This is a genomic window from Nonomuraea sp. IBHARD001, from assembly GCF_056106265.1.
Genome location: NZ_JBWBBW010000002.1, coordinates 4,682,646 through 4,708,329 on the forward strand (window position 1 = coordinate 4,682,646; position 25,684 = coordinate 4,708,329).

22 protein-coding genes and 4 pseudogenes are annotated in these 25,684 nt (G+C 72.5%); 13 read left to right on the top strand and 13 right to left on the bottom strand.

What is annotated here, in order from left to right:
* The first annotated feature begins 4 nt into the window (after positions 1-4).
* Genes ACTWNK_RS23520 through ACTWNK_RS23540 form a run of 5 tightly spaced genes read left to right on the top strand, consistent with a single transcriptional unit; the run spans position 5 to position 4,287 of the window.
* The gene (locus tag ACTWNK_RS23520; RefSeq protein WP_474306631.1) at positions 5-547 is read left to right on the top strand and encodes a copper resistance CopC family protein; all 543 of its coding nucleotides are present in this window, start codon (positions 5-7) and stop codon (positions 545-547) included.
* Positions 544-1,176, top strand: a complete 633-nt coding sequence (locus ACTWNK_RS23525; protein ID WP_474306632.1) for a metal ABC transporter ATP-binding protein — start codon at positions 544-546, stop codon at positions 1,174-1,176. The genes ACTWNK_RS23520 and ACTWNK_RS23525 overlap by 4 nt, the downstream gene beginning before the upstream one ends.
* Entirely contained in the window at positions 1,173-1,970 is a 798-nt protein-coding gene (locus tag ACTWNK_RS23530) for a metal ABC transporter permease (protein WP_474306633.1), read from the top strand. Before ACTWNK_RS23525 ends, ACTWNK_RS23530 begins: the two co-directional genes overlap by 4 nt.
* Positions 1,967-2,740 carry a metal ABC transporter solute-binding protein, Zn/Mn family gene (locus ACTWNK_RS23535; protein WP_474306634.1) on the top strand — a complete coding sequence of 258 codons (774 nt, stop codon included), beginning with the start codon at positions 1,967-1,969 and terminating at the stop codon, positions 2,738-2,740. The genes ACTWNK_RS23530 and ACTWNK_RS23535 overlap by 4 nt, the downstream gene beginning before the upstream one ends.
* A 5-nt stretch (positions 2,741-2,745) precedes the next feature.
* Positions 2,746-4,287, top strand: a complete 1,542-nt coding sequence (locus ACTWNK_RS23540) for an FAD-dependent monooxygenase (RefSeq protein WP_474306635.1) — start codon at positions 2,746-2,748, stop codon at positions 4,285-4,287.
* Between the two features lie 43 nt (positions 4,288-4,330).
* Here the strand turns inward: ACTWNK_RS23540 and ACTWNK_RS23545 are convergent, their stop codons facing one another.
* From ACTWNK_RS23545 to ACTWNK_RS23560, 4 genes are all read right to left on the bottom strand, one after another.
* Complete coding sequence (locus tag ACTWNK_RS23545) at positions 4,331-5,407, bottom strand: hypothetical protein (RefSeq protein ID WP_474306636.1); 1,077 nt, start codon at positions 5,405-5,407, stop codon at positions 4,331-4,333.
* Positions 5,404-6,546, bottom strand: a complete 1,143-nt coding sequence (locus ACTWNK_RS23550) for an MFS transporter (RefSeq protein ID WP_474306637.1) — start codon at positions 6,544-6,546, stop codon at positions 5,404-5,406. The genes ACTWNK_RS23545 and ACTWNK_RS23550 overlap by 4 nt, the downstream gene beginning before the upstream one ends.
* Before the next feature lie 88 nt (positions 6,547-6,634).
* Positions 6,635-8,242 carry a class I adenylate-forming enzyme family protein gene (locus ACTWNK_RS23555; RefSeq protein ID WP_474306638.1) on the bottom strand — a complete coding sequence of 536 codons (1,608 nt, stop codon included), beginning with the start codon at positions 8,240-8,242 and terminating at the stop codon, positions 6,635-6,637.
* Positions 8,243-8,292: 50 nt separating this feature from the next.
* Positions 8,293-10,071, bottom strand: a complete 1,779-nt coding sequence (locus ACTWNK_RS23560) for a CoA transferase (RefSeq protein WP_474306639.1) — start codon at positions 10,069-10,071, stop codon at positions 8,293-8,295.
* 128 nt (positions 10,072-10,199) lie between these two features.
* On the opposite strand from ACTWNK_RS23560, the gene ACTWNK_RS23565 reads away from it, so the two are divergent.
* The 3 genes from ACTWNK_RS23565 to ACTWNK_RS23575 all read left to right on the top strand — a co-directional run bounded on the left by ACTWNK_RS23565 (position 10,200) and on the right by ACTWNK_RS23575 (position 12,920).
* Positions 10,200-11,402, top strand: coding sequence for an acyl-CoA dehydrogenase family protein (locus tag ACTWNK_RS23565; protein ID WP_474306640.1), 1,203 nt, complete (start codon positions 10,200-10,202; stop codon positions 11,400-11,402).
* 238 nt (positions 11,403-11,640) lie between these two features.
* Positions 11,641-11,781 (top strand): hypothetical protein, encoded by a 141-nt coding sequence (locus ACTWNK_RS23570; RefSeq protein ID WP_474306641.1) that lies wholly within the window; start codon positions 11,641-11,643, stop codon positions 11,779-11,781.
* 71 nt (positions 11,782-11,852) lie between these two features.
* Positions 11,853-12,920, top strand: coding sequence for a cytochrome P450 (locus tag ACTWNK_RS23575; protein WP_474306642.1), 1,068 nt, complete (start codon positions 11,853-11,855; stop codon positions 12,918-12,920).
* A gap of 173 nt (positions 12,921-13,093) precedes the next feature.
* On the opposite strand, the gene gap is transcribed toward ACTWNK_RS23575, so the two are convergent.
* The 5 genes and pseudogenes from gap to ACTWNK_RS23600 form a co-directional block, all read right to left on the bottom strand.
* Positions 13,094-14,074, bottom strand: coding sequence for a type I glyceraldehyde-3-phosphate dehydrogenase (gene gap / locus ACTWNK_RS23580; RefSeq protein WP_474306643.1), 981 nt, complete (start codon positions 14,072-14,074; stop codon positions 13,094-13,096).
* 53 nt (positions 14,075-14,127) lie between these two features.
* A pseudogene (locus tag ACTWNK_RS23585) lies at positions 14,128-14,868 on the bottom strand (DUF6544 family protein).
* The gene (locus ACTWNK_RS23590; protein ID WP_474306644.1) at positions 14,865-15,713 is read right to left on the bottom strand and encodes a universal stress protein; all 849 of its coding nucleotides are present in this window, start codon (positions 15,711-15,713) and stop codon (positions 14,865-14,867) included. Before ACTWNK_RS23590 ends, ACTWNK_RS23585 begins: the two are co-directional and overlap by 4 nt.
* Positions 15,710-18,166, bottom strand: a complete 2,457-nt coding sequence (locus tag ACTWNK_RS23595; protein ID WP_474306645.1) for a cation-translocating P-type ATPase — start codon at positions 18,164-18,166, stop codon at positions 15,710-15,712. The genes ACTWNK_RS23590 and ACTWNK_RS23595 overlap by 4 nt, the downstream gene beginning before the upstream one ends.
* A gap of 77 nt (positions 18,167-18,243) precedes the next feature.
* Complete coding sequence (locus tag ACTWNK_RS23600) at positions 18,244-18,597, bottom strand: hypothetical protein (RefSeq protein ID WP_474306646.1); 354 nt, start codon at positions 18,595-18,597, stop codon at positions 18,244-18,246.
* A gap of 351 nt (positions 18,598-18,948) precedes the next feature.
* On the opposite strand from ACTWNK_RS23600, the gene ACTWNK_RS23605 reads away from it, so the two are divergent.
* Both ACTWNK_RS23605 and ACTWNK_RS23610 read left to right on the top strand, forming a co-directional pair.
* A complete protein-coding gene (locus ACTWNK_RS23605; RefSeq protein ID WP_474306647.1) occupies positions 18,949-19,131 on the top strand; it encodes a hypothetical protein in 183 nt (60 codons plus the stop codon).
* A gap of 88 nt (positions 19,132-19,219) precedes the next feature.
* Positions 19,220-19,396, top strand: coding sequence for a hypothetical protein (locus tag ACTWNK_RS23610; protein WP_474306648.1), 177 nt, complete (start codon positions 19,220-19,222; stop codon positions 19,394-19,396).
* Between the two features lie 122 nt (positions 19,397-19,518).
* On the opposite strand, the gene ACTWNK_RS23615 is transcribed toward ACTWNK_RS23610, so the two are convergent.
* Positions 19,519-19,932 (bottom strand): Hsp20/alpha crystallin family protein, encoded by a 414-nt coding sequence (locus tag ACTWNK_RS23615; RefSeq protein ID WP_474306649.1) that lies wholly within the window; start codon positions 19,930-19,932, stop codon positions 19,519-19,521.
* Positions 19,933-20,338: 406 nt separating this feature from the next.
* Between ACTWNK_RS23615 and ACTWNK_RS23620 the strand changes: the two genes are divergently transcribed.
* The gene (locus ACTWNK_RS23620) at positions 20,339-22,624 is read left to right on the top strand and encodes a phosphoketolase family protein (RefSeq protein ID WP_474306650.1); all 2,286 of its coding nucleotides are present in this window, start codon (positions 20,339-20,341) and stop codon (positions 22,622-22,624) included.
* 122 nt (positions 22,625-22,746) lie between these two features.
* A pseudogene (locus ACTWNK_RS23625) lies at positions 22,747-23,446 on the top strand (hypothetical protein).
* Here ACTWNK_RS23625 and ACTWNK_RS23630 read toward each other — a convergent pair.
* The 3 genes and pseudogenes from ACTWNK_RS23630 to ACTWNK_RS23640 form a co-directional block, all read right to left on the bottom strand.
* The gene (locus tag ACTWNK_RS23630; protein WP_474306651.1) at positions 23,407-23,898 is read right to left on the bottom strand and encodes a flavodoxin family protein; all 492 of its coding nucleotides are present in this window, start codon (positions 23,896-23,898) and stop codon (positions 23,407-23,409) included. The pseudogene ACTWNK_RS23625 and the gene ACTWNK_RS23630 sit on opposite strands and share 40 nt — an antisense overlap.
* A 14-nt stretch (positions 23,899-23,912) precedes the next feature.
* Complete coding sequence (locus ACTWNK_RS23635; protein ID WP_474306652.1) at positions 23,913-24,365, bottom strand: CBS domain-containing protein; 453 nt, start codon at positions 24,363-24,365, stop codon at positions 23,913-23,915.
* Positions 24,359-24,538, bottom strand: a pseudogene (locus ACTWNK_RS23640) (universal stress protein); the annotation flags it as partial. The pseudogene ACTWNK_RS23640 and the gene ACTWNK_RS23635, both read right to left, overlap by 7 nt.
* A 262-nt stretch (positions 24,539-24,800) precedes the next feature.
* On the opposite strand from ACTWNK_RS23640, the pseudogene ACTWNK_RS23645 reads away from it, so the two are divergent.
* A pseudogene (locus ACTWNK_RS23645) lies at positions 24,801-25,445 on the top strand (DUF4389 domain-containing protein); the annotation flags it as partial.
* Between the last annotated feature and the right edge of the window lie 239 nt (positions 25,446-25,684).

The window sequence follows — 25,684 nt, forward strand, 5'->3', positions numbered from 1 at the left end:
CCCGATGGCGATCACGCCTCGTACCGTCACGGCCGCGTCCCTGTGCGCCCTGCTCGTCGTGTTCTGCTCACCCGCCGCGCTCGCCCACGAACGCCTGACCGCCAGCTCGCCCGGCCACCAGGCCAAGGTCGCCGCACCGCAGGAGATCGAGCTGCGGTTCTCCTTCCGCGTACGGCTGCCGCACGTGGTGCTGCGCGACGCCGCCGACCGCCCGCTGCCGATCGGCAGGCCGCAGGTGAAGGACCGGGTGGTCACCGCCGCCGTGCCCGGGAAGCTGGCGGCGGGGCGGCACGTGATCGCCTGGCGGGTCGTCTCCTCCGACGGGCACCCGATCGAGGGCGAGATCCCCTTCACCGTCAAGGCCGCCCCCCAGCCGCCCACACCCACCCCCACCACCCCGGCCCCCACCCCCACGCCCACACCCACCCCCGTGGCGGCGGCGCCGCCTCCCGCCTCCGGCTGGCCGCGATGGCTGTGGGTGCCCGCCGTCGCCATCGCCCTGCTGGGCGGCGGGCTGCTGCTGCGCCGGGCCAGGCCGGGGCGGTGACCCCCGCCCTGCACCTGAGCGCGCTCAGCTGCGCACACGGGCGCGTGCCCGCCGTACACGAAGTCGACCTGGACCTCGCGCCCGGCGAGCACCTGGCCGTCACCGGCACCAACGGCTCCGGCAAGAGCACCCTCCTGCGCGCCGTACTCGGCCTGCACACCACCGTCAGCGGACGCATCGAGGTGTACGGCGAGCAGGCCCGCACCCACGCCGAATGGCGGCGCCGCCGCGCCCAGGTGGCGTGGATCCCGCAACGCCAGGCCGCCGGGCGCTTCCCCCTGCTGCTCGGCCAGCTGCTCGACAGCGGCGGCCACCCCGGCCGCGCCACCCGGGCGGCAGCCGAGCTCGGCATCGGGCACCTGCTGCGCCGCCCGCTGTCCACCCTGTCCGGCGGGCAACTGCAACGCGCCTACCTGGCCAGAGCCCTCGGCCAGGTCGCGGCCGGAGCCGGGCTGCTGCTGGCCGACGAACCCAGCGCCGCCCTCGACTTCGCCGCCCAGCAGCAGGTCGCCGACATCCTGGCCGCACTGCCCGTCGCGGTCATGGTCGTCACCCACGACCGGGCGGTGGCCGCCGCCTGCGACCGGGTGGCGGAGATGGCGGCCGGACGGCTGCGGGAGGTGCGGTGAGCCAGATCCTGGCCCTGCCCTCGGTGCAACTGGCGTTCCTGGCCCTGCTGCTCGGCTCGGTCGGGCTGCCGATCGTCGGGGTGTTCATCGTCGGCCTGGACATCATGCCGGTGCGTTTCGCGATGATGCACGTGGCGTTGCTCGGCATCGCGATCGGACTGCTGAGCGGCCTGGACCCGCTGCTGTGCGCGCTGGTGCTGTGCGCGGCGACCGGCGGCGCGCTCACCCCGCTGGCCCGCACCAGCACCGGCCTGTCGGGCGCGATGGGGCTGCTCATGACGCTGGCCGTCGCCGCCGCCCTGCTGGTGCTGTCGATCTCGGGCGTCAACGCCAACGGCGCCTTCGAACTGCTGTGGGGCTCCATCCTGGCCACCCGCCCCCAGGACGTGGCCGCGCTGGGCGTGCTGGCCGCCGCCGTACCCGCCCTGTACCTGGTACGGCGGCGCGAGCTGGCGCTGCTGCTGCACGACAGGGAGCTGGCGTTGTGCTCGGGGGTGGCGGTGCAGCGGCTGACCCTGGTGCTGCTGGTGGTGATCGCGGTGGCGATCGCCTCGGCCATCAGGCTCACCGGCGCCCTGCTCGTCGACGCCCTCACCCTCCTTCCCGCCCTGGCCGCCCGCCGCGTCGGCCGCTCGCTGCCGTCGATGGCCGGCTGGGCGGTCGCCTTCGGGCTGGTGTTCAACCTGGGTGGGTTCGTACTCGCCCTGCTGCTCGATCTCCCGCCGGGGCCGACGCTCGTCATGGTCGGCGGGATCTGCACCCTCCTCCTCCACCTGAAAGGCGCCCCGCGATGAACAAGACCCTCCCGGCCTTCGCGGCCTTGACGCTGCTGCTGGCCCTGACCGGCTGCGGCACCGCACCCCAGCCGCCCCAGACGCCCGACACGCCCGGCCCCGGCGGCCTGAAGGTGGTGGCCGCCTCCACCTGGGAGGCCGCCTTCGCCAAGGCGGCGGGCGCCACCGACATCACCGTCATCGTCCCGCCCGGCGTGCGGCACGCCCCCGACTACGACCCCAAACCCTCCGACCTGGCCAAGGTCGCCGACGCCGACATCGTGCTGTACGCCGCGTTCGAGGGGTTCGCCGGCAAGCTGAAGGAGGCGGCCGGGTCGAAGGCCAAGGTGATCGAGGTCGCGCTCGACAACTCCCCCGCGATGGTCAAGTCCGAGGTCAGCCGCCTGGCCGCCCAGTTCGGCACCACCGAGGCCGCCTCGGCGTGGGCGTCGGTCCTGGACGCCGAGTACGCCACACTCAAGGCCGGCCTCGTCGGCGCATCCTCCCGGCCCGTCATCGTCGCGCAGGCGTTCGTCGCCTGGGCCGCCGACCTGGCCGGGGCCGAACCCGCGGGCGTGTACGGGCCGCAGCCGCCCACCGCCTCCCAGCTCGCCGACCTGGCCGCACTCAAACCGACCTTGGTGCTGGACAACTCCGCCATGCCCGAAGGCCAGGCACTGGGCAACGTCACCGCCACCCGGGTCGTCATCGACAACTTCCCCGGCGCCGACCACGACCTGCTGGCCATGTACCGGGCCAACGCCGACGCGCTGCGGGCGGCCCTGCGATGAGACAGGTGCCCGTCCTCATCGTCGGCGGCGGCCCCGCCGGGCTGTGCGCCTCGATCGCACTGTCCCGCTTCGGCGTGCCCTCCCTGCTGGTCGAACGCCACCCCGCCGCCTCCCCCTTCCCCAAAGGCAGGGCGCTGAGCATCAGGACCATGGAGGTGATGCGCCGCTACGGCCTGGAGGAGGCGGTGCTGGCCGCCGGGGTGCCACGCCACGAAGGCCAGCACTTCTACTTCGGCGCCACCCTCACCTCCGCACACCACAGCCGCACCTCCAGCGCGCCCGGCCCGGCCCGCGCCGCACTGTCGCCGACGTTCACCGCGTTCTGCTCCCAGGACGTGCTGGAGCCGCTGCTGCGCGAACACGCCGAATCGCTCGGCCCCGCCACCCTGCTGTTCGGGTGCGAGGCCACCGCCCTGCGCCAGGACCCGGACGGCGTCACCGCCACCCTGACCGAACGCGACGGCCCCGCCTTCGACGTGCGCGCCCGCTACGTCATCGCCGCCGACGGCGCGCGCGGCACGCTACGGCCCGCACTCGGCATCGGCGTGTCCGGGCAGGCCGAACTCAGCCGCAACCTCAACATCCTGTTCGAGGCCGACCTGCGCGAACACGTCCGCGATCGCCTCAGCCTCGTCTACACCATCGCCGGCGGCGGCCTCAACGGCGCGTTCCTCACCGTCGACAACGCCAGGCGCTGGCTGTTCAACCTGGTCCTCGACCCGTCCACGCCGGTCACGGGCGACCTCGCCTCCGTCGTACGGCAGGCGGCCGGGCTGGACGACCTGGACGTCGAGGTGGTCGCCTCCCAGGAGTGGAGCGCCTCGGCGCTGCTGGCCGACCGCTACCGGGCCGGGCGGGTGTTCCTGGCCGGGGACGCCGCCCACACCATGACCCCCTACGGCGGGTTCGGGATGAACTGCGCCATCCAGGACGCCGACAACCTGGCCTGGAAACTCGCCGCCGTCCTGCAAGGCTGGGCCGGGCCCGCCCTGCTCGACACCTACGAGCGCGAACGCCGCCCGGTCGGCGCCGACACCGTCGCCGAATCCCGCCGCAGCCTGCTGGCCGTACTGGAGTCCACCCTGGTCACCGCAGGCCCTGCCGGGCCGCGCCCGACCGCCAGGCCCAGCGACGGGCTCGTGCTCGGCTACCGCTACGACCTGCCCGGCGCCGCCGTCGCCGCCGACGGCACCCCCGCGCCCGGCGAGGCCGACCCCGTCGCGCACTACACCCCATCGGCCAGGCCCGGCCACCGCCTGCCGCACCTGTGGACCGGACCAGGCCGGCACTCCACACTCGACCTCGTCACCACCGGCTTCACCCTGCTCAGCGGGCCCACCGGGCAGCGCTGGCACGAGGCCGGGCCGTGCGGGGTGCCCCTGCACCGGCACACCGTCGGCGAGCACGTCGCCCGCGCGCTCGGCATCGGCCCCGACGGCGCCGTCCTGGTACGGCCCGACGACCACGTCGCCTGGCGCGGCGCCCACCTGCCCGCCGACCCGGCGGCCGAACTCGCCCGCGCCTTCACTGCGGTGCTGAGCAGGTGAACGCCGTTCAGCAGGTGATCGCGGCTCGGCGGGTGAACGCCGTTCAGCAGGTGAACGGGGCCACGGCGTCGGTGAGCACGGCCAGGCCGAGCGCCAGGAAGAAGTCGCCCCACACCAGTTCGTGTGCGGTGGCGACGCCGCGGTGAAGGTCGTAGCAGCCGCCGAGCAGCCGCCCGCCACGCAGGTGCGCGCCGGTCAGCTCCCGCAGCGCCCCTTCGGCGACGGCACGCAACCGGGCACGGTCGCGGCCTTCGGCGAGCTCGGCCGCCTTGAGCAGGGCGAGCGCCTCGATGGCGGCGGCCGAGGTGTCGCCCGGGGGTGCGGTGGTGCTGGTGAGGGAGCGCAGGCGGTGGCGGTGGCGTTCGCGGGTGCCGGGGTCGGCGTGCGCGGCGTCGGCCAGGGCCAGCAGCAGCCATGGCGTCGTACGGCTCCACCCGGGGGGCGGGTCGGGGTGCGGCACCCATCGGCCGCCGGGCTCGTGCCGCCAGGCGGGTGTCAGGGGGCCTGGGGGTGGGCGTGTGCCGCCTGTCATCAGGTCCAGGTGGCGGGCCAGGTGGGCACGCGCGACCGGCAGGCCACGCCCTCCGGGCGCACCGGCGAGCAGGGGGAGCAGGCCGGGCAGGCTGTCCACACGCGCCACCTCACGAGGGCCGCCGAAGGCCGCACCCCAGGGGATCACGCCGAGCGCCGGGTCGTAGGCGTCGATCAGGTGCTCGGCCGCGCGTTCTCGCAAGGGGGGCGGTTGGGCCGGGCGTGGACGGGCGGGTGCCGATCTGTTCGTTTGTCCTCGGGCGGGTGTGGTTCCGGTCGCCTGGTCGTGGGTGAATGCCGTGCCGTACCAGAAGATCATCCCCCGGGTGGCCGTGTCCGCCGTGAGCCACACGCTCAGCGCGGCCGTACGGGCGGCGGCGGCATGCCGATCGGCGGGCGCCCCGCCCCACACGGCCCGCAACCCCAGCAGGGCGGCCCAGAAACCGCCCGTCCATGAGCCGCGCGCCGTGCTCGTCCACTCGCTGGTGCGGGGATCGGCGAACAGCGGCCAGCGCGGCGCCACCCGCTCCTCCGTACGCCCGGCCTGCCGCAGCACCTCCCCCAGCGCCCGATCGGCCCACACGCTCATCCCGGCCCCCGCAACGGCCGCACCACCTCGGCGGCGAGCGCGAACTCCACGGCGACCAGCGCCCACCCGCCCCCGTACCCGCCGATCTCCACCAGCGCCCCGAACAGCGCGGGCCCGGCGGCGAAACCGGCGAAGAACCCGCACGAGACCAGCGCGGAGTCACGCCCGGCCGCCCCGGGAGCCGCCCCGGCGATCACCGCCACCATGGTGACGGCGTTGGCGGCGACGCCGAACGCCCCGACGCCCGCCGCCCCGGCCCAGACCACGACCGGCGCCACCGACGCCAGGCCCAGCACGAGCGCCGCCCCGCACGCCCCGGCGGCCAGCACGGCGAGATGAGCGGCGGGCCTGCCCGAACGCCCGGCCCGCCGCGACCAGCCGACACGCCCGGCGATACCGGCCAGCCCCAGCACGGCCACCAGCCACGCGGCCACCACAGCACCCAGCCCGGCCCGCTCGACGCCGAACAACGCCAGATAGGTGTTCACCGACGCGACCCCGCCCCCGAGCAGCACCGAGTACACCGCCAGCCGCCGCACCACCGCCCCGTACGCCTCCCCCCGGCGCCGCGCGACCGCCACGGGAACGGGATCGGCGGGAAGCACCCGCACCGCCCACACCGCGACCCCGGCGGCGAGCACGGCGGCGACCCCCATGACGGCACGCCACCCGGCCACCGACGCCAGCACGGCCAGCGGCACCCCGGCGGCGAACGCCCCCAGCTGCACACCGGACTGCTTCCACCCGGTGACGACACCACGACGCGCGGGTTCCACCACCGTTGCGATGATCTTGTTCGTTGCGGGATTGGCCAAAGCCTGCGCCACCCCGCCCAGCGCCAGCGCCCCCAGCAGCACCGCCGTACCCCACGACAGCCCGGCCAGCCCCAGCGCCAGCGCCGCCACCACCAGCAGCGCCACCACGCACCGCCTGCCGCCCGCCGCGTCGACCCAGCGCCCGGCCGCCGCCGACAGCAGCGCCGCCACACCGAAGCCGGCCGTGCTCGTCCAGCCGAGCGCCGCCCGGGCCAGCCCGCCCTGCGCCACCAGCAACGGCCCCAGCGCCCCCACCAGGAACAACTGCGCCATCGACACGGCCATCACCGCGGTGAGCACCGCCGTCACCTGCCTGCCCGCCATACCCGCCCCTCTCACCTGGCTGCCGGCCATCGCCCGCCGCGCCGTCGCCGACCGCCACCGCTCGGCCGCCGCACGGCCCGCCGCCGCCTCACCGCGCCCGCACCACCAGCTCCCGCAACGCCGCACGATCGGCCTTGCCCGCAGGCGTGAGCGGCACCCGCTCGACCGCCACCAGGTACTCCGGGTGCTTGCACCGGTCCAGCCCCTGCCCCGCCAGCCACACCGCCAGCCCGGGCAGGTCCTCCCGCAGCCCCGCACGCCACACCACGCACGCGGCCAGCCGCTCACCCATCACGGCGTCAGGCACCCCCACGCACACCACCTCGCGCACACCCGGATGGGCGGCGATCACCCCCTCGACCTCGGCCAGGCTGATGTTGGAACCACCGCGCACGACCACCTGCTTCAGCCTGCCCAGCAGCCGCAACCGCCCCGCCTCGTCGATCGTGCCCAGATCACCGGTACGCACCCAGCCCTCGGCCGTGCGGTAACGCTGGTTCAGCTCCGGCGCCCCCACATAACACATCGGCGTCATCGGGCCGCGCGCCACGATCTCCCCGTACTCCTGGCCCGGCACCGCCCTGATCACGATCTCCGCCACCCGCGGATCGGGCGCCCCCACCACCACACCCGGCCCCTCCCGCACCGCCACCTGCTCGGCCAGACCACCGTGACAGTTCACCCCGTCGGCCGAGCCGTACAGGTTCACCACCGGGCAGCCGAACACCTGCCGCGCCTCCGCCGCCGTCGCCGCGTCCAGATCCGCGCCACCGAGCACCAGCGCCGTCATCTCCGGCATCGGCCCGCCCCCGGCCACCTGCAACATCATCCGGATCATCGTCGGTACGGCCAGCACATGCGTGGGCCGGTGCTCGGCGATCGCCACCAGCGCCGCCTCCGGCGAGAAGTGCGCCAGCAGGACCAGGCTGCCGCCGTGCCTGGCCAGCGCGACGCTGGTGCCGTTGCTGCCGAACGCCGAGGCCAGCGGCACCAGGAACAGACAGCGCGGCGCCGCACCCGACGGCATCAGCGACGCCAGGAAGTTACCCCTGCCCCCGGCCAGCGCGTTGTGGGAGTAGGCCACCATCTTCGGCTCGGCCTCAGAGCCCGACGACACCAGAATGCGCGCCGCACCGTCAGGATCGGGACGCCCAGGCGTGAACGCACACGGATCGGCCGCCAGCACCCGATCCCAGCCCACCGCCCCCGCCACCGGCCCCCCGACCGCCACCACCGCACGCAACGCCGGCAGCAGATGCGCCACCCCCAGCAGATCGGCCGCCGGAAAAGCCCCCCGGTGCTCGGCCGCCACCACCACCGCCCTGGCCCCCGATCTGGACAGCAACGACACCGCCTCCCGCGTGCCCCGCCCCGCCGGGAACGGCAACACCACCGCGCCCAGCGCCGCCAGCGCCAGATCGGCCACCACCGCATCCCTGCCGTTGGGCACCTGCACCCCCACCACGTCCCCCGCGCACACCCCCAGCGCCCGCAACCCGGCTGCGGCGGCACGCACCAGCAGGTCCAGCTCGGCATAGGCGAGCGCGCCCACCTCGTCCACGACCGCCACCGCCCCGGGCGAGGCCATGCGATGCGCCCGGAACAACGAGTACAGGTCGAGATCGGGACAGGTGCCATCGGCCGCCCACGCCCGCCGCAGCCTGCCGGGCACCAGATCGATCAGCGAACCGCTCACACGAACCTCCACGGAACCGGCACGACGACCGCGCTCATCCGGCGAACCACTCACGCGAACCTCCAAGGGGCAGGCACGACGACCGCGCCGTGCGCATCACGCGACAACACCGAGGCGAAACGAGGATCGGCGGGCAGATCCTCCAGCGCCGTCGTCACCGCGGTCGCCCGCAGCCCACGCCCGCGCAGCACCGCCAGCGCCCGCCCGGTGCCCACCCCATCGGGTACGGCCCCCGCACACGCGGGCGCGCACTCGTCAGCGGGGGCGATCCACCCGTCCGCCGTGCGCAACGGCCGCCTGAACCCCGCCGGAGCACGCGGATCCAGCCCGGCCGCCACCCTGCCCAACGCCGGAGCCGTCAGCATCTCGGCCGCGCCCAGCAACGACGACTCCACCCGCACCCCCCTGCGCTCCCGCTCCCGTACCAGCAGCCCGGCCAGCACCGCCTCGGCCCCCAGCAGCCCGCCCAGCACGTCCAGCAACGTCATCAGCGACGGCGCCACCCCCTCGTCCGCAGCCCGTACGGCCTCGCCGACACCGGTACGCGCCTGGACCATGAAGTCGGTGCCCAGCGGCGCCCCCTCCAGACGACCCGCCCACCCGCTGGTGTAGGCGTAGACCAGGCCCGGATTGGCCGCGGCCAGGCCGACGGCGTCGAGCCCGAGACGTTCGGCCGTGCCCGGCGCCCAGTTGTGCACGAACACATCCGCCTCGCGCACCAGGTCACGCACCTCGTCACGGCCCTGGGCCGACTTGATGTCGATCCGCACCGCGCCCTTGCCCCGGTTCAGCGCCAGCCACCTGGCCGACACACCACCGCAGGCGGGCGGCATCCCGCGCAACGGGTCACCGCCCGGCGGTTCGATCCGCACGACACGCGCGCCCAGCAGGCCCAGCAGATGCGCGGCCAGCGGCGCCTGGATCCGCCGCCCGGCCTCCAGCACGACCATCCCCGCCAGCGGCCCACCCTCCTCAGGCTGCGCGCTTCCCCCCTCCGCCGACGCCTCGAACGCCCGGCCGGGCGTCAGCTCCCACGGCGCCGCCGCCACGCCCTCGGCCAGGCGCTCACGCAAAGGGGTCAGCGCGCACACCGAGGCGCCCGAACGCGCCGCCGCCCGCCGTACCCGCTCCCAGGTGTGGGAGCGCGCCCCAGCGTGCAGGGCGGCGGGCAGCGGCGCGCACGCCGTGGCGTACCGGAACTGGAAGGAACGCCACGCCTGACCCGCCACCCGCGCCGCCACCCCGAGCTCCTGCCAGAACGCCGCCCACACCTGCGCCTGCAGCGTCTCGACCTCGAAACACACCCCGTCACCCGTGGTGAACGGCGGGCCGCCAGCCTCGAGCGGCACCGCCTCGCCCTCCTCGGCGCCGGCCGCGGCCAGGTACTGCGCGACGGCCAGCAGGCCCGCCAGGTCCACCCCCGTGCTCACCCGCGCGTACCCGCCGCCGCCGCGGGCACGGCCGAGCGTCGCCGCCAGCAGCCCCTGCACACTCAGCAGCGCGCACGCGGCCGCCAGGTACCCGACGGCCAGGCCGCGCGGCCCGCCGGCGCCACGCCCGTGCACGTGCATGACACCGGTGGCCGCCTGCGCGGTCGCCTCGTCGCACACCTCCTCCGGCGGGGCCGCACGCGCCCACGCGATCTCGGCGTGCACGGCCCCACCGAGCACGAGATGACCTTCGCCGCCACGGGCCGGGGCGCTCTCCCCGTGGCAGCCCAGCAGCGCCAGATGCGCCGCCGCGAGCTCGATCAGCGCGGGCGGGCCCGCCGCACGCAGGTCAACACCCTCCAACGGGCGTAGCGTCCCGACCTCGGCTGGGTGGGTCATGGACTCTCCTCTCCCGGGCGGGAACCCGGAGGCGTCTGCGGACGACCTGTTCCACAGCAGCCAGTCGGCCGAATCGCCCCCCAAGTTCCCGACATGTCCCCAAAACCCACCGAGACAGGAAAACACCAATGGACGACAACGACCCGTCGGACGCACCCGGGGCCGGTCGGCATACGCCACACACCACGATGGACGACGACCTATGGGGCGCCCCCCACTGCCCACCCCACCTGCGCCCCCTGCGCGAACGGACGAGCGCCTTCGTCACCGCCCACGTCCTGCCACACGCGCACACCCTGAACACCCCAGGCCAGGCCGCACGCGACCTCACCCGGCGCCTGCGCGACCACGCACGCGCCGAACACCTGTGGGGCCAAGCCCTGCCCGCCGAACTCGGCGGCGCCGCACTACCCCTGGCCGACTACGCCCACCTCGCCGAAGCCGAAGCCCAGGCCGAAGGCGCCGCAGAACACGCCGCCGCCGTACTCGGCGCCACCGCCCTGCTCGACATCCACACCCTCACCGGCCACCCCGCCCAGCAGCACCGCATCGCCACCGGACACCTCACCCTCTGCAACGCCATGACCGAGCCCGGCACCCCAGGCTCCGACCCCCGCCTCGTCACCACCACCGCCACCCCGCGCCCGGACGGCACCTGGCGCATCGACGGCCGCAAATGGTTCGTCACCGCAGCCGCACACGCCGACCTCGCCCTCGTCCTGGCCCGCACCCCGGCAGGCCCCTCCCTCTTCCTCGTCCCCACCACCGCACCCGGCTTCCGCCTCCAGCGCGAACTCCCCGTGCTCGGCGCCGGAGGCCAATGGGAACTCACCCTCCACCAAGCACCCGGCCACCTGCTCGGCACCGAAGGCCACGGCCTGCACGCGGCAGGCAGACGAGTACGGCTGGGCCGCCTGCTGCGCTGCCTGCGCTGGCTCGGCCAGGCCAGACACGCCTTCCACCTCATGCGCGAACGCGCCACCCACCGCCACCTGACCACCGGCCGCCTCGCCGACCACCAGCTCATCCAACTGCTGATCTTCGACTCCCTGCTCGCCATCCGCACCGTACGGCCACTCGTGCACGACGTCGCCGCCCAGCTCGACGCCGGCCTCGACCCCCGCCAGGACGCCGCACTCGCCAAGGTCGCCACCGCCCGCATGCTGCAACAGGTCAGCGACGCCGCCATCCAGATCCACGGCGCCGCGGGCCTCGGCCCCGACACCCCCCTGCCCGCCCTCTTCCGCACCGGCCGCATGGCCCGCCTCCTCGACGGACCCGACGAACTCCACATCACCACCGTCGCCCGCCGCATCCTCAAACCCCGCTAAGACCGTGACTCATTTGGGGGTCGGGTTAGATCAGCCGTGGATGCATTTCTTCAGTGACTGGTTCCTGACGAGCTGTGGGAGCTGTTCCAGCGTGTGGTCCCGGGCGCATCCTGCGGGTACGGCTCGGCTGCCACACAGCCGCCTGGCTGGTACTCGCCTCCGCCGCGACCGTCCTGCTCTACCCCGCCGCCGTGATGCCGATCTTCTTCGGAACCCGCACACACAGAGAGTCACGCCCATGGCCCTCGTCGCCCGCTTCGAGCCCGATCTGTCCGACATCGGCTTCTGGAAGCTCCCCCGTCACACCCAGCGCGAAGGCCTCACCGCCCTGCGCGCCCCCGAACATCCCCGCTTCTACGCCAGCCCCAAGGTCCCCTGATTCGCAGCGGCACCGGCTTCCACGCCCTGGTACGGCATGCCGACATCGCGCACGCCAGCCGCCCGCCCAAGGTGTTCAGCAGCGAGCCCAACGCCATCGTGCTGCCGGAACCGCCCAAGCCCCTCGGCCCCTACCTCGGCTCGATGATCAACCTGGACGACCCCAGGCACGCCAAACTCCGCCGCATCGTCTCCAGGGCGTTCAGCCCGCGCATGCTCGCCCGTATCGAGGCCGACATCGAGGCCGACATCGAGGCCACCGCCCGGCGCATCGCCGACGACCTCGCCGCGAAGGGCACGGCCGACTTCGTCGCGACCGTCGCGCAACCGCTGCCGATCGAGATCATCTGCTCGATGATGGGCATCCCGGCCGCCAGGAGGGGCGAGGTCCTCGCGCACACCTCGGTCGTGCTGGCCGGGCTCGACCCCGAGTACTTCGGCGGCGACGTCGGCGTGAGCACCATGGCGTCGGCCAGGATGATCGGCCGCATCTACCGCTCGCTCGTCGCGCTGCACCGCATGGCGATGCACGTCGCCGAGGCGCGCATACGCGAGCCGCTCGACGACCTCACCTCGGCGCTCGTCACCGCGAACGTCGACGGCGAGCGGCTGACGAAGAGGGAGCTCGGCTCGTTCTTCATCCTGCTCGTCATCGCCGGCAACGAGACCACACGCCATTCCCTCTCCCACGGCCTCAAGCTGCTCACCGATCACCCCGAGCAGCGCGAGCTCCTGATTTCGGACTTCGAGGCCCACCAGTTCGGCGCCGTCGAGGAGATCCTCAGGATGGAGCCACCCGCCCTTCAGATGCGCCGTACCCTCACCGAGGACCACGAGCTGAACGGCCACCTCATGCGCAAAGGGGAGAAGGCCTGGCTCATCTACCTGTCGGGCAACCACGACGAGAGCGTCTTCCCCTCGCCCGACACGTTCGACATCACCAGAGCGGCGCACGAGCACCTCAGCTTCGGCGGGCCCGGACCACACTTCTGCCTCGGCGCGCACCTGGCCAGACAGGAGATCCGCGTCATGCTCCGCGAGCTGTTCACCCGACTGCCCGGCCTGCGTTCGACCGGCGAGCCCGACTACCTGGTCTCATACTTCATCAACGGCATCAACCGGCTGACCTGCCGTACCTAGCCTTCATGGACAGAACTGCCGGTCAGGCCGCCGAGTGAGGCCTTCCAACACCTACCGCCCAGGAGCTGACGGCGAATGTCCGGCGTTCACACGCGTTCGACGACGAGGGCCATGCCCTGGCGAGGCAGCGGGCTTCGAAGGGCCTGGTCAGGACCAGCCAGCCGCTCATGTCGTCACATCCGCCCGGCCATCTCGACGAGCCGGTTGGCATATCCCCACTCGTTGTCGTACCAGCCGAAGACCTTCACCAGGCCGCCGTCGGCCTGGGTGAGGGCGGAGTCGAAGACGCAGGAGGCGGCGTCGCCGATGATGTCGCGCGAGACCAGCGGGGCGGTGCTGTAGCGCAGGATGCCGCGCAGGCTCCCATCGGCCGCCGTGGCGAAGGCCCCGTTGACCTCGTCCCTGGTCGCCTCGCGGGACAGGACCGCGGTCAGGTCGGTGATGGAGCCGTCCTCGACCGGCACCCGGATCGCCACGCCGTCCAGGCGTCCGGCCAGTTCGGGCAGCACCTGGCCGACCATGCGGGCCGCGCCCGTGGTGGTGGGCACGATGTTGACGGCTGCGGAGCGGGCCCGGCGGGCGTCCTTGTGCGGGCCGTCCAGCAGGTTCTGGTCGCCTGTGTAGGCGTGGATGGTGGTCATGAAGCCCTTGACCAGGCCGAAGCTCTCGTGCAGCACCTTGATCATGGGGGCGACGCAGTTGGTCGTGCAGGAGGCCAGGGAGACGATCTCGTGCCGGGCGGGGTCGTAGGCGCTGTCGTTCACCCCGGGGACGATGGTCGCTTCGATGCTCTTGCCGGGCGCGGAGACCAGCACCTTGCGCGCGCCGGCCTTGAGGTGCCGGGCGGCGTCGTCGCGGGTGCGGAAGCGGCCGGTCGCCTCGATGACGAGGCCGACGCCGTAGCCGCGCCAGTCGATGTTCGCCGGGTCGCGCTCGGCGGTGACGGCGATCTCGCGGCCGTCGACGGTGATGGCCGAGGCGGTGGCCGTGACCGGCAGCGGGAAGGCGCCGTAGGTGGAGTCGTGCTTGAGCAGGTGGGCCAGCGTGCCGGAGTCGGTGATGTCGTTGATCGCGACGATCTCCAGGTCGGTCGCGAGGGCGCGACGCAGGACGGCGCGGCCGATCCTGCCGAATCCATTGATTCCAATTCTCATAGCCTCAGACTCCGTCGCGAGCACACATCGAATAAGGGGCGAAAGTCCTCACATCACCGGTAGATGGCCTGGTCGATGACGTACCAGATGAATTCCTCGCCGGCCCATGCACCATGGATCTCAGCGGGGATGGTGAAGCCGTCCAACGTGATCTCACCCAGGCAGGTGGCCGTGAAGGTGAGGTAGTGCGGCGCGCCGCCGTCCGGGTTGCCCCAGCGTTGCAGCGACACCGACTCCAGACGTCCGCACGGAGCGACCGTCAGGGTGATGTCGAACCAGCTGCCGTCCACGTGGACCCGCGCCACCGCGTGAGCAGAGTCCACTTCCTACCAGATGATCTCCGGGTCGAGGGCGACGGCCGGAACCATGGCGAACTCGGCGGCGAGCCGCCCGGCGGCGCTCCGGGTGACGTCCGGACCCCGGTCCGAGCGGACCGGGATCAGGTCGAGCAGCCGCCGGCGCATCTCGCCCTCGCCCGCGCAGTAGCGATCGAAACCGGAGATCAGCGGGGTCGCGGCCGACCAGACGTAGCCGTCGAACGGCTTGAGCACCTGGTGCGAACGGAAGCTCCGCCACGACCCGAGTTTGATCATCCCGTGCGTGTGCAGCACCACTGCCCGCCGTAGCGGCGTGCCCGGCCGGATCGCGTGCCGTACCCATCGGCGGGCCGGCTCGGGCAGCCGCTCCGCGTCCTCCGGGTCGAACGCCGGGGGTGTGGGAGTTTCCTCCTGCAGGCGGTCCCAGTCCCGGCGGGCCCGTTCGGTCAGGTACGGCGGGGCGACGACGAAGCTCATGACGCGCTCACCGCCGGAACCCTCGCGTGCTGCGCCACCATGACGGGGCACCGCGAGGAGTGCAGCACGCCGCTGGTCACCGAGCCGAGCAGCGTCTTGCGGGAGCCGACCACGAGCAGGTCGGCGTGAGCCGAGGCGGCGCGCAGCGCCTGGACGGCGCCACCGCAGACGGTTTCTTCGATCACTTCGACCTGCGGGTACCGCTCCCGCCAGGACTGAAGCAGTCGGTGAGCGCTGTCCTTGGCGTTGTCGAAGATGCCCGCGTACATGGGGGGCCAGTCGGCGACGAACGGCGAGAACGTGGGCGGCTGCCAGGCGTGGATGGCGCGCAACCGGGCACCGCGCTGCGCAGCCTCGGCGAAGGCCAGCTCAAGCGTTGCCTCGGAGTCCTCGTCGAAGCCGACGAGGATCTCGCCGTGCACGCCCTCCGGGGGCCCGGGGACGACGACCACCGGGCAAGCGGCTCGGGCGGCGATGGCGGCCGCGGTGGAGCCGAGTCGTAAGGATGCCGTCCAGTGGTGTCCGTGGGTGCCCAGCACCAGCAGGCCGGCCTGGGTGGATTCGCGTTGGAGGGCGAGGGTGACCTTGCCCCGGACGACGGTGGTCGTCGCCTCGGCGCCCAGCTCGCGGGCGATGCGGGTGGCTTCGGCGAGGATGGTCTCCTCGTGGTCGTGCAGGGTCTCGATCGCGCTGAGCACGGTGCGGGTGGGCCGGTCGTTGGCCCAGACGCCGCTGACGTGGACGATGCGCAGGGGCCGCCCGGTGCGGGCTGTCTCGGTCGCCGCCCAGCGGACGGCGTCGCTCGCGGTGGGCGATCCGTCTGTGCCGACAAGGATGGTGTTCATACCTCTATCGCATCCTTTGCCGGAATCTCGGCGCTGCGGTCGAACGTCCCTGATGTCCGGGACTTCCGGCCCGCCAGGTCGCAGAGAATCGGGGTGAGCACGGCCGCGCTCAGCGCCATAGCCCATCCGGTGGCCGGGATCGGGACCAGCGCGAGCAGTTCGCCCAGGGGCGCGACGAGCGTCAGCACGGCCTGCAGCGCGGCGGTGCCGATGACGGCGATCATGATCGCCTTGCCGTGCCACCAGCCGCGTTCGAAGGTCCAGCGGCGGGCCCGGACCACGTAGGCCAGGGTGAGGCGGGCGAAGACCAGCGCCAGCACGGCCTGGGTGCGCACCTGCTCCTCGCTCCAGCCGAGCCTGCGGGCGATCTCGATCGCGGCGAAGACCAGCACGCCGACAATCAGCGACCGTACGGCGATGCGGGCCAGCACCCGCCCGGACAGCAGCCCGGCCCGGCTGGGCGGCCCCTTCAGCGGATCGCCGGCCGGGCGGTCGACGCCGAGGGCGATGGCGGGGATGCCGTCGAGCACGAGGTTGATCCAGAGCAGGTGCACCGGCAGCAGCGGGATGACCAGGTCCGGCCAGGCGAACAGGCCCACCAGCACCAGGAAGATCTCGGCGAGGTTCCCGGCGAGCAGGTAGCCGATCATGGAGGCGACGTTGTGGTGGAGGCGTCTGCCCTGGCGTACGCCGGTGACGATGGTGCCCAGCTCGCCGTTGGTGACGACCACGGCGGCGGCTTCGCGGGCCACGTCGGTGCCTTCGTCTCCGGCCATCGCGACGCCCACGTCGGCGTGGCGCAGCGCGGGCGCGTCGTTGACGCCGTCGCCGGTCATCGCGACCACCTCACCGTGCTCGCGTAACGCGGTGACGAGGGCGAGCTTGGTGGCCGGGTCGACGCGGGCGAGCACTCCGGCCTCGCGCAGCCGCGCAGCCCGATCACCGGCCGCAGGATCGGGGTCTAGGGCTGTCCCGGTGACCACGGGGTCGGGGTGGATGCCGACCTCTTCGGCGACGGCGCGGGCGGTGTCGGCGTGGTCGCCGGTCACCATGATCACCCGAATGCCCGCACGGCGGCAGTCGGCCACGGCCTGCCGCGCCGAGGGGCGGATCTCATCGCTCAGCGCCACCAGCCCGACCGCCCGCAGCCCTTCGGCGTCCAGGTCGGCCGTCGGCTTCTCGGCCAGGGCCAGCACCCGTAATCCGCGACGTGCCAACTCCGGTACGGCTCGCGCGAGCCGTACCGTCTCCTCGTCCTGGACGCAGCGGGCCAGCACCACCTCCGGCGCACCCTTCACCGTCAGCAGCGGCCCTTCGGTGATGACGGCCATGCTCCGGGTCTCGGCGTCGAAGGGCCGCGCGGCCAGTCTGCGTTCCCGCAGGGGCAGCCGTACCGCTCGCAGGTCGGCAGCGGCGGCGAGGGCCACGTCGACCGCGTCGCCCAGCCCGTCGCGGGCGTCGTTGCAGCGCGACGCGGCCACCCACGGGTCTCCTAGCGTCTCGACGACGGCGAGCCGTCCGGTGGTCAGGGTGCCGGTCTTGTCGGAGGCGATCACCGTGGTCGCGCCGAGCGCCTGAATCGCAGACAACCGACGGACGATCACTCCAAGGCGGGCCATGCGCTGCGAACCGAGCGCGAGCGCGGTGGTGACGGCGGCGGCCATGCTCTCCGGGACTGCGGCGATGGCCAGGGCGACCCCGGCCAGGACCAGGTCCAGCGGGGCGATGCCGCCGCGCGCGAGGCCCAGGCCGACCATGACCACCCCGGCAGTCACGGCCAGGATGCCGACGCGCCGGGAGACGGTCGCGAGCTCGATCTCCAGCGGGCCTTTGACACCGCCCTCCAGCGCGGTCGCGATCCGGCCGATCTCCGTGCGCGCGCCGGTCCGGGTCACGACCGCGACGCCCGAGCCGCGCACGACCAGCGTGCCGGAGAAGAGCGAGCCGTCCTGGTCGCCCAGCGGGCCTTCGATCGTGCCGTTCGCCCGCTTGTTCGCGGACCTGGACTCGCCGGTCAGCATCGCCTCGTCAACCGCCAGCGCCGCGGCCTCCACGACCTGGGCGTCGGCGGGCACGCGATCTCCCGCAGCCAGCTCGATCACATCACCGGGAACGATCTGGATCGCGGGCAGCCGTACGGCGACGCCGTCGCGGCGGACCCTGGCCATCGGCGCGGTGAGCGTCCTGAGGGCTTTGACCGCGCGTTCGGCCTTCACCTCCTGGGTGACGCCGATGACCACGTTGACCAGGAGGATGGCGAGGATTGCCGCCCCTTCCGGCACCTCGCCCAGGATGAGCAGAGTCACCAGCCCGGCGGCCAGCAGCAGCACGGACAGCGGATCGGCCAGGTGGCGGGCGGCGCGGGCGAGCACCGATGGCGGCGCCGGCTGCGGCAGTTCGTTGGGGCCGATCTCGGCCAGCAGGCGGGCGGCGTCGCGGGTGGAGACGGTCATGGCTTCACCAGATCATCGAGACGCCGGGGCAGGCGTGAGCCGAAGGGCCCTCGTCGGAGGGACCTTCGGCCCGGGATTCATGCCTTCACCATGGGGGTGACGGCGTGCCGTACCGTCGCCACCAGCCACAGCGCGAGCGTGGCCACGGCGAAGACCAGCAGAGCGATCTCCGCGTCGGCGATCAGCGCGACGGCGGCGGCCAGCAGGGCAATGGCCCCCAGCGTGCTCGCCAGCATCGTGTAGGCGCCCTTGGGCAGGTCGCCGCGACTCATCGCGCAGCCGCCGGCCAGGCCGAGCAGCAGGATCGTCGTGGTGGCGCCGCGCACGCTGTCGATGATCGGCACGCCGGCTCCGGTCAGGAACGCGACGTAGACCGCGACGACGGCGCCAGCGGAGATCGTGGCCACCGCGTCCTTCCAGGTCAGTCTCATCTCATCCACCTCCCTTCACCTTGAGCGTGTCAGCGCGACGGGTCGCGGAGCAGGGTCGGAGGACCCCTTCTTGGGAGGCGAAATCACCACAACGGGGCAGGGCGGATCGCGCAGGCAGGCCAGCAGCACACGGCCGAGCCAGGCCCCGCCTCGCTCGCCGGCGTTCGACCCGAGCACCAGCGCCTCCGCACCGGCGGCCAGCCGGGCCGGCTCTCGCGCGGGCCTGCCCTCCACCAGGTGCCCACCTCTGAGTTTCGCCACGGCACAGCCGCAGGTACGGCGGGCGAGCACGCGGTCTCATGGATGCCGCGCTTCTCCGGCGACGTCACGGTGGGCCAGGCCTGGTAGGAGATGCTCGACAGGCAGTTCGACAGTGCCTCCGACATCGTGGTGTGCGACGCGGACGGCAGGCTCACCGGGCTCGTCGCGATCGAGCGGCTGCTGGCCGCCGATCCCGCGACCTCGCTGGGCGCCCTCGCCGGCACCGGCCCTCCGGTCGTCACCGCCGGGTCGGCCAGGAGGTCGCGGCGCTGAAGGGGGTCAAGCACGGCGAGAGCGGGCTGCCCGTCACCGGTCCCGATGGGGTCTTCCCCGGGCTGGTACCCGCAGGCGACTGCTGCGTGTGCTGCTCGAAGAGCACGATGAGGACCTGGCCAGGCTCGGCGGCAACCTCAAGGCCGAGGTCGCGGTGACCGCGGCCGTCTCGCTCTTCGCGGCCTGCTCGGTGGCCTCGGCGCTCGCGATGGGGTTGCCGTCGCTGCTCAGGCGGCTGGGTCACGATCCGGCGTTCGGATCGTGACCGCCGGCCACCGTGCTGCAGGATCTGGTCTCCATCGCGGTCTACCTGTTCACCGCGCAGCCCGTCATCGGGTGAACAGCCGAAAGGCGCGGGCCGAAGTCCGCGCCTCCCGGCTGCGAGGGTCAGTGCTCGATGGCGATGCGCCGGCCCTCTGCCTTCTCTCCGTCGGTCAGCTCCACGCTGACCTCCAGCACGCCGCCCTTGTAGGTGGCCTTGACGTCGTCCGTCTTGGCTTCCCTGGGCAGGGTGATCGTCCGGGTCATCGACCCGTAGGAGAACTCCGAACGGTGCGGCTCGGAGACCTTGTGGGTCCGCTCGGCCCGGATGTGCAGCACGCCCTCGCCCACGGTGACCTCGACGTCCTTGTCGGGGTCGATCCCGGGGAGCTCGGCGCGCAGCACGTACCTGCCGTCGGCCACGTAGTCCTCCACCCGGATGACCTGTCCGAAGGGGCGGAACCCGAACATCGGGTGCTCCAGCCACTCCAGCAGCTCCGGGAGACCGAACCTGGTGTCCCTCCGCTCTGGCAGGATCATCACGGCCTCCTTTCCTTGTCCCACCTCTCCAGCACACTCCTGCGCGCGACGGCGCAACAGGGTCTTTGGGCACTGTGGATGTCGAGAAGGAAAGCAGCGGCCAGGGCCTTCGGGCACGGCCACACGCTCTGGCAGCAGACACAGGAGCCGGCTCCGCCGGAGCGGTGAGAGCTCAGCTCGTCGGCAGCCCCGGTGAAGTAGGCCTCGCTCAGCCGGTCGTTGTCGACGCAGGTCGAAGTCAGCAGGAGGGCCATCACGATCACCTCATCCAGCGGTTTCCTCGTTGTGTGACCACCAACACATTCCTGCCGGGTGATTGTCCGAGTCGCAGGACTCACAGACTCCAGCCGAGGTCCGGGACTTTGGTCCCTGGTGTGAGACAGGGCTCGGCGGTGAGAGTGCGGACATGGACAATCTTGAGCACATCGACGCCTACTGGCGTGCCGCCAACTACCTGTCCGTCGGCCAGATCTACCTGCTGGACAACCCGCTGCTGGCCGAACCACTCAAGGCCGAGCACATCAAGCCGCGGCTGCTCGGCCACTGGGGCACCACCCCTGGCCTGAACTTCTGCTTCGCCCACCTCAACCGGATCATCGCCGAGCGCGACCAGGACATGATCTACATCGCCGGGCCCGGTCACGGCGGTCCGGCAGCTGTCGCGCACGCCTGGCTGGAAGGCACCTACAGCGACAGATACCCGGACGTCTCGCAGGATGTGGCAGGGATGCGGCGGCTGTTTCGGCAGTTCTCCTTCCCCGGCGGCATTCCCAGCCATGTCGCCCCTGAGACGCCCGGATCCATCCACGAGGGCGGCGAGCTCGGCTACTCCCTGGCCCATGCGTACGGCGCCGCCTTCGACAACCCGGACCTGGTGGTCGCCTGCATCGTGGGCGACGGCGAGGCCGAGACCGGACCGCTGGCGGCGAGCTGGCATTCCAACAAGTTCCTCAACCGCGAGCGGGACGGCGTGGTCCTGCCGATCCTGCACCTCAACGGCTACAAGATCGCCAACCCGACCGTACTGGACCGGATCCCGCTGCCGGACCTCGAAAAGCTGATGGAGGGGTACGGTTACCGCCCGCACGTCGTCGGACCCGCGCACGAGGAGATGGCGACAACCCTGGACCTGGTCTTCGACGAGATGGCCGACGGCGGCCCGCTCCCGATGATCATTCTGCGGACGCCCAAGGGCTGGACCGGGCCGCGATTCGTGGACGGCCTCCCCGTCGAGGGCACCTGGCGCGCCCACCAGGTGCCGCTGGCCGACGTGCGCCACCACCCCGAACGGCTGGCCCAGCTGGAGGAATGGATGCGCTCCTACCGGCCCGGCGAGCTCTTCGACGCCGACGGCCGGCCTACGGAGATCGTGCTGCGTGCCGTACCAGAAAAGCGCATGTCCGCAAGCCCGCATGCCAACGGTGGCGAGATCCTGCGCCCCCTGATCCTGCCGGACTTCCGCGACTACGCGGTCGAGGTGAAGGCGCCCGCGACGAGCTCGACCGAGCCGACCCGGGTGCTCGGAGGCCTCCTGCGCGACGTGATCGCCGCCAACCCGACCAGCTTCCGGCTGTTGGGCCCGGACGAGACCGCCTCCAACCGGCTCCAGGCCGTCTTCGAGGTCACCGACCGCACCTGGAACGCGCGTCTGATGGAAGGCGACGACCATCTCGCTCCCGACGGCCGGGTCATGGAGGTGCTGTCCGAGCACCTGTGCCAGGGCTGGCTCGAGGGTTACCTGCTGACCGGCAGGCACGGGCTGTTCACCTGCTACGAGGCGTTCATCCACATCGTCGACGCCATGTTCAACCAGCACGCCAAATGGCTCGACGCCTGTGGTGACATCGACTGGCGCCGCCCGATCGCCTCGCTCACCTACCTGCTGTCCTCACACGTGTGGCGGCAGGACCACAACGGCTTCTCCCACCAGGATCCGGGCTTCCTGGATGTGGTGATGAACAAGAAGGCGTCCGTGGTGCGGGTCTACCTGCCACCGGACGCCAACACGCTGCTGTCGGTGGGCGATCACTGTCTTCGCTCGCGCGACTACGTCAACGTGATCGTCGCGGGCAAGCAGCCGGTGCTCGACCTGTTCACCATGGACGAGGCGATCACCCACTGCACGCGCGGGCTGGGCATCCTGCCGTGGGCCTCGAGTGACGACGGCGGCGAGCCCGACGTGGTGCTGGCCTGCGCCGGCGACGTGCCGACCCTGGAGACCCTGGCCGCCGCCGCTCTTGTCAGAGAACACCTGCCGCAGCTGAAGGTGCGGGTGGTCAACGTCGTGGACCTGATGCGCCTGCAACCTCCGAGCGAGCACCCGCACGGCATGTCGGACGCCGAGTTCGACGCGCTGTTCACCGTGGACAAGCCGGTCATCTTCACCTTCCACGGCTATCCGTGGCTGATCCACCGCCTGACCTACCGGCGACACGCCCACGCCAACCTCCACGTACGCGGGTACAAGGAGGAGGGCACCACGACCACGCCCTTCGACATGGCCATGCTCAACGACATCGACCGCTACCACCTGGTCATGGACGTCATCGACCGCGTGCCCGGCCTCGCCGTACAGCAAGCTCACCTGCGCCAGCGGATGGCCGAAGCCCGCATGCACGCCCGCGCCCACACCCGTGAGCACGGCGAGGACGCGCCCGAGATCAGGGAGTGGACGTGGCCGTTCTCGTCCTGAACACCGGCTCCTCCTCGATCAAGTACCAGCTGATCGAGAGGGACGAACGCCTGGCCAAGGGCACGCTCGGCCATCGGGACGAGTTGCCCGCCCATCCGGTGCCCGAGGCCGTCGGGCACCGGATGGTGCACCGCGGCGCCCGCTTCCGCGACCCCGTCCTCATCGACGACAAGGGCATCGCCGCCATCGAAGAGCTGGAACCGCTGGCCCCGCTGCACAACCCGGCCGGCCTCGCGGGGATCCTGAAATGTCGGGAACTGTTTCCCGGGTGTCGCAGGTGGCCGTGTTCGACACCGCCTTCCACGCGACGCCCCCACCCGAGGCCTACACCTACGCCGTCCCTGCCGAGTGGGGCGTGCGCCGCTACGGCTTCCACGGCACCTCCTGTACGTCGATCGTGCGCGGGCTGCCGGGGCCGAGCCGGTTGATCGTGCTGCACCTGGGCAACGGCTGCTCGGCCACCTCGCCCGGACCCGCGGCGTGAACCCGCAGGCCGTCGAGGATGCCCTCAGCCACGACGCCGAGTTGAAGGCCCTCGCCGGAACCAGCGACCTGCGCAAGGTACGGCCTGGCCTGGCCCTGGACATCTACTGCCGAAGCATCCGCAAATACGTCGGCGCCTACTACGCCCTGCTCGGCACCGTGGACGCGATCGTCTCCACCGGCGGCGTCGGCGAACACGACGCCCGCGTGCGCGCAGGGGCGTCGAGCGGCCTGGAGCGGCTGGACATCGCCGTCAAGGTGCTGGTCGTCCCCGCCGACGAGGAGGACGAGATCGCCCGTCAGACCATGGCCGTCCCGGCCAGCGCCTCGCCCCACTGACGGGCCCGCTCCAGCTCCCCGTCCACCAGCGGCCCGGTCGTGCCGGTCACGTAGAAACTCTCCGGCCGGGCCGCCAGCGCGACTCCCTGCCGGCGCAGCCGCTTGACCGCCCCGCGTGCCGCCGACCCCGGCAGCCGGGGCCTGCTCACCCGCGTGTCGAAGGCCGCCGCAGCAGCCGACCCGATCCGTGCCACGGCCAGCCATTCGCGCAGACCGCGCCCCTTGGACACCAGCTCCCCTGCGCCCTGCTCGGCGGCGGACCTGCGGGTGGCGGGCCTGCTCATGCCGAAGGCGTGGGTGGGCCCGCCGACGACCACCAGGCCGATCTCGGCCCCGATGGTGTCGGGCGCCGACCCCACCTCGACCGCCTCCGCGCCCAGCCCGATGGCGATCGCCTCGGCGACCTGCCGCGTGTTGCCGAACATCGATTCGTAGATCACCAGTGCACGCATCGCGGCGCTCCTTCCTAGTCGGGCAGGACAGGTTCGAGGTGGAACATCCCGGTGACGACCTCGCCCGGACCAGTGGCGGCCGGGAGCCGTCCGGCGACGGCGGCCAGCACATCCGTGGTGGTGATCAGGCCGACCAGTCGACCGCCCTCGGCGATCACCGGGATCGCGTCACGACCCGCGTCGAGCATGTGCGCCGCGACCTTGGACAGCTCCTCGCCGGGCGGGACGTGCGGCAGGCGGCGGGTGCCGAGCAGGGCACGGACCGGGCGGCGCGACTGCACGTCCGGCCCGCCGTACCAGGAAGCCTGGATGTCGTCGCGGCTCAGCAGGCCGACGAACCGGCCGTGGTCGACGACGGGCAGGTGGCGCACCTCGGCGCGCCGCATGAGCTCCCACGCCATGAGCGAGGAGTCGTCCGGGGTGATCGCCATCAGGATGCGGCTCATCACCTGTTCGGCGGTCAGCATGACTCCTCCTTGCCGGGCCGGACGACCGCGACGGGACACTGGGCGTGGTGCAGCACGCCGTGGCTCACCGAGCCCAGCAGCCCTGAGCCGACCGCGCCCAGGCCACGTGAGCCGACGACGACCAGATCGGAGGTCCGGGAGGCACCGGCGAGCGCGGAGACGGGATGTTCACAGACCGGGTTCTCCTCGATCCGCCTGAACCTCCAGTCGCTCGCACACGTGCACGAGCCGTACCGGCAGCCCGCGATTCCTGGCGTCATCGGCCGCCCATCACACCGCGCCATGGCGGGCGCGGATCCGTCCACGCCGACGGGAACCATTGCGTTCATATCCTCAGCCTGACGTTCCGCGCGTCGTCTGAGAGGGGGACGAAGTCCTGCTCAACGGTGACCTTCGGCCCCTGTCACAGCCTTTGGGCGATGCTGCGCTGGTGGTATGGATACCTATCCCGTTCGCGTGACGGCCCGGCTGGATGAGCCGCTGAGCCGGTGGCTGTGGATCGTCAAGCCGATCCTGGCCATCCCGCACTACTTCCTGCTCGTCTTCCTCTGGATGGCGTTCGCCGTGCTGACCATGGCCGCCTTCTTCGCGATCCTGTTCACCGGCCGCTACCCGCACTCGATCTTCGAGTTCAACCTGGGCGTGCTGCGCTGGAGCTGGCGGGTGACCTGCTACAGCTTCGGCGCGCTGGCCACCGACCGCTACCCGCCCTTCTCCCTGCAGGCCGAGCCCGGCTACCCGGCCACCCTGGACATCGCCTACCCCGAGCGGCTCTCCCGCGGGCTGGTGCTGGTCAAGTGGTGGCTGCTGGCCATCCCGCACTACTTGGTCGTGGCCCTGTTCACCAGCGGCAGCCTGGTCGCCTGGGACAACGGCGTCGCCAGGACCATCGACCTGGGCGGCGTGATCGGCATCCTGGTGCTCATCGCCGCCCTCACCCTGCTGTTCGTCGGCCGCTACCCGCGCGGGCTCTTCGACCTGGTGATGGGCCTGAACCGGTGGGTCCTGCGGGTCGCGGCCTACGCCGGGCTGATGACCGACGTCTACCCGCCGTTCCGGCTGGACCAGGGCGGCGACGACCGGCCCGTGGAGATCCCTCCGGTACGGCACGGCGGGCAGGTCCGGCACACCGGCGGATCGATCGCGGCCCTCACGGTCGGCGCGGTCCTGGTGCTCGGCGCCCTGGCCACCGCGACCGGTGGTGCCGCGCTGGCCCTCACGCGCGGGGACGACGGCTACGTCAGCAGCCCGGCCCAGCGCGTGAGCACGTCCAGCCATGCCCTGACCAGCGAGGAGGTCACCATCGACTGGCCTGGCTC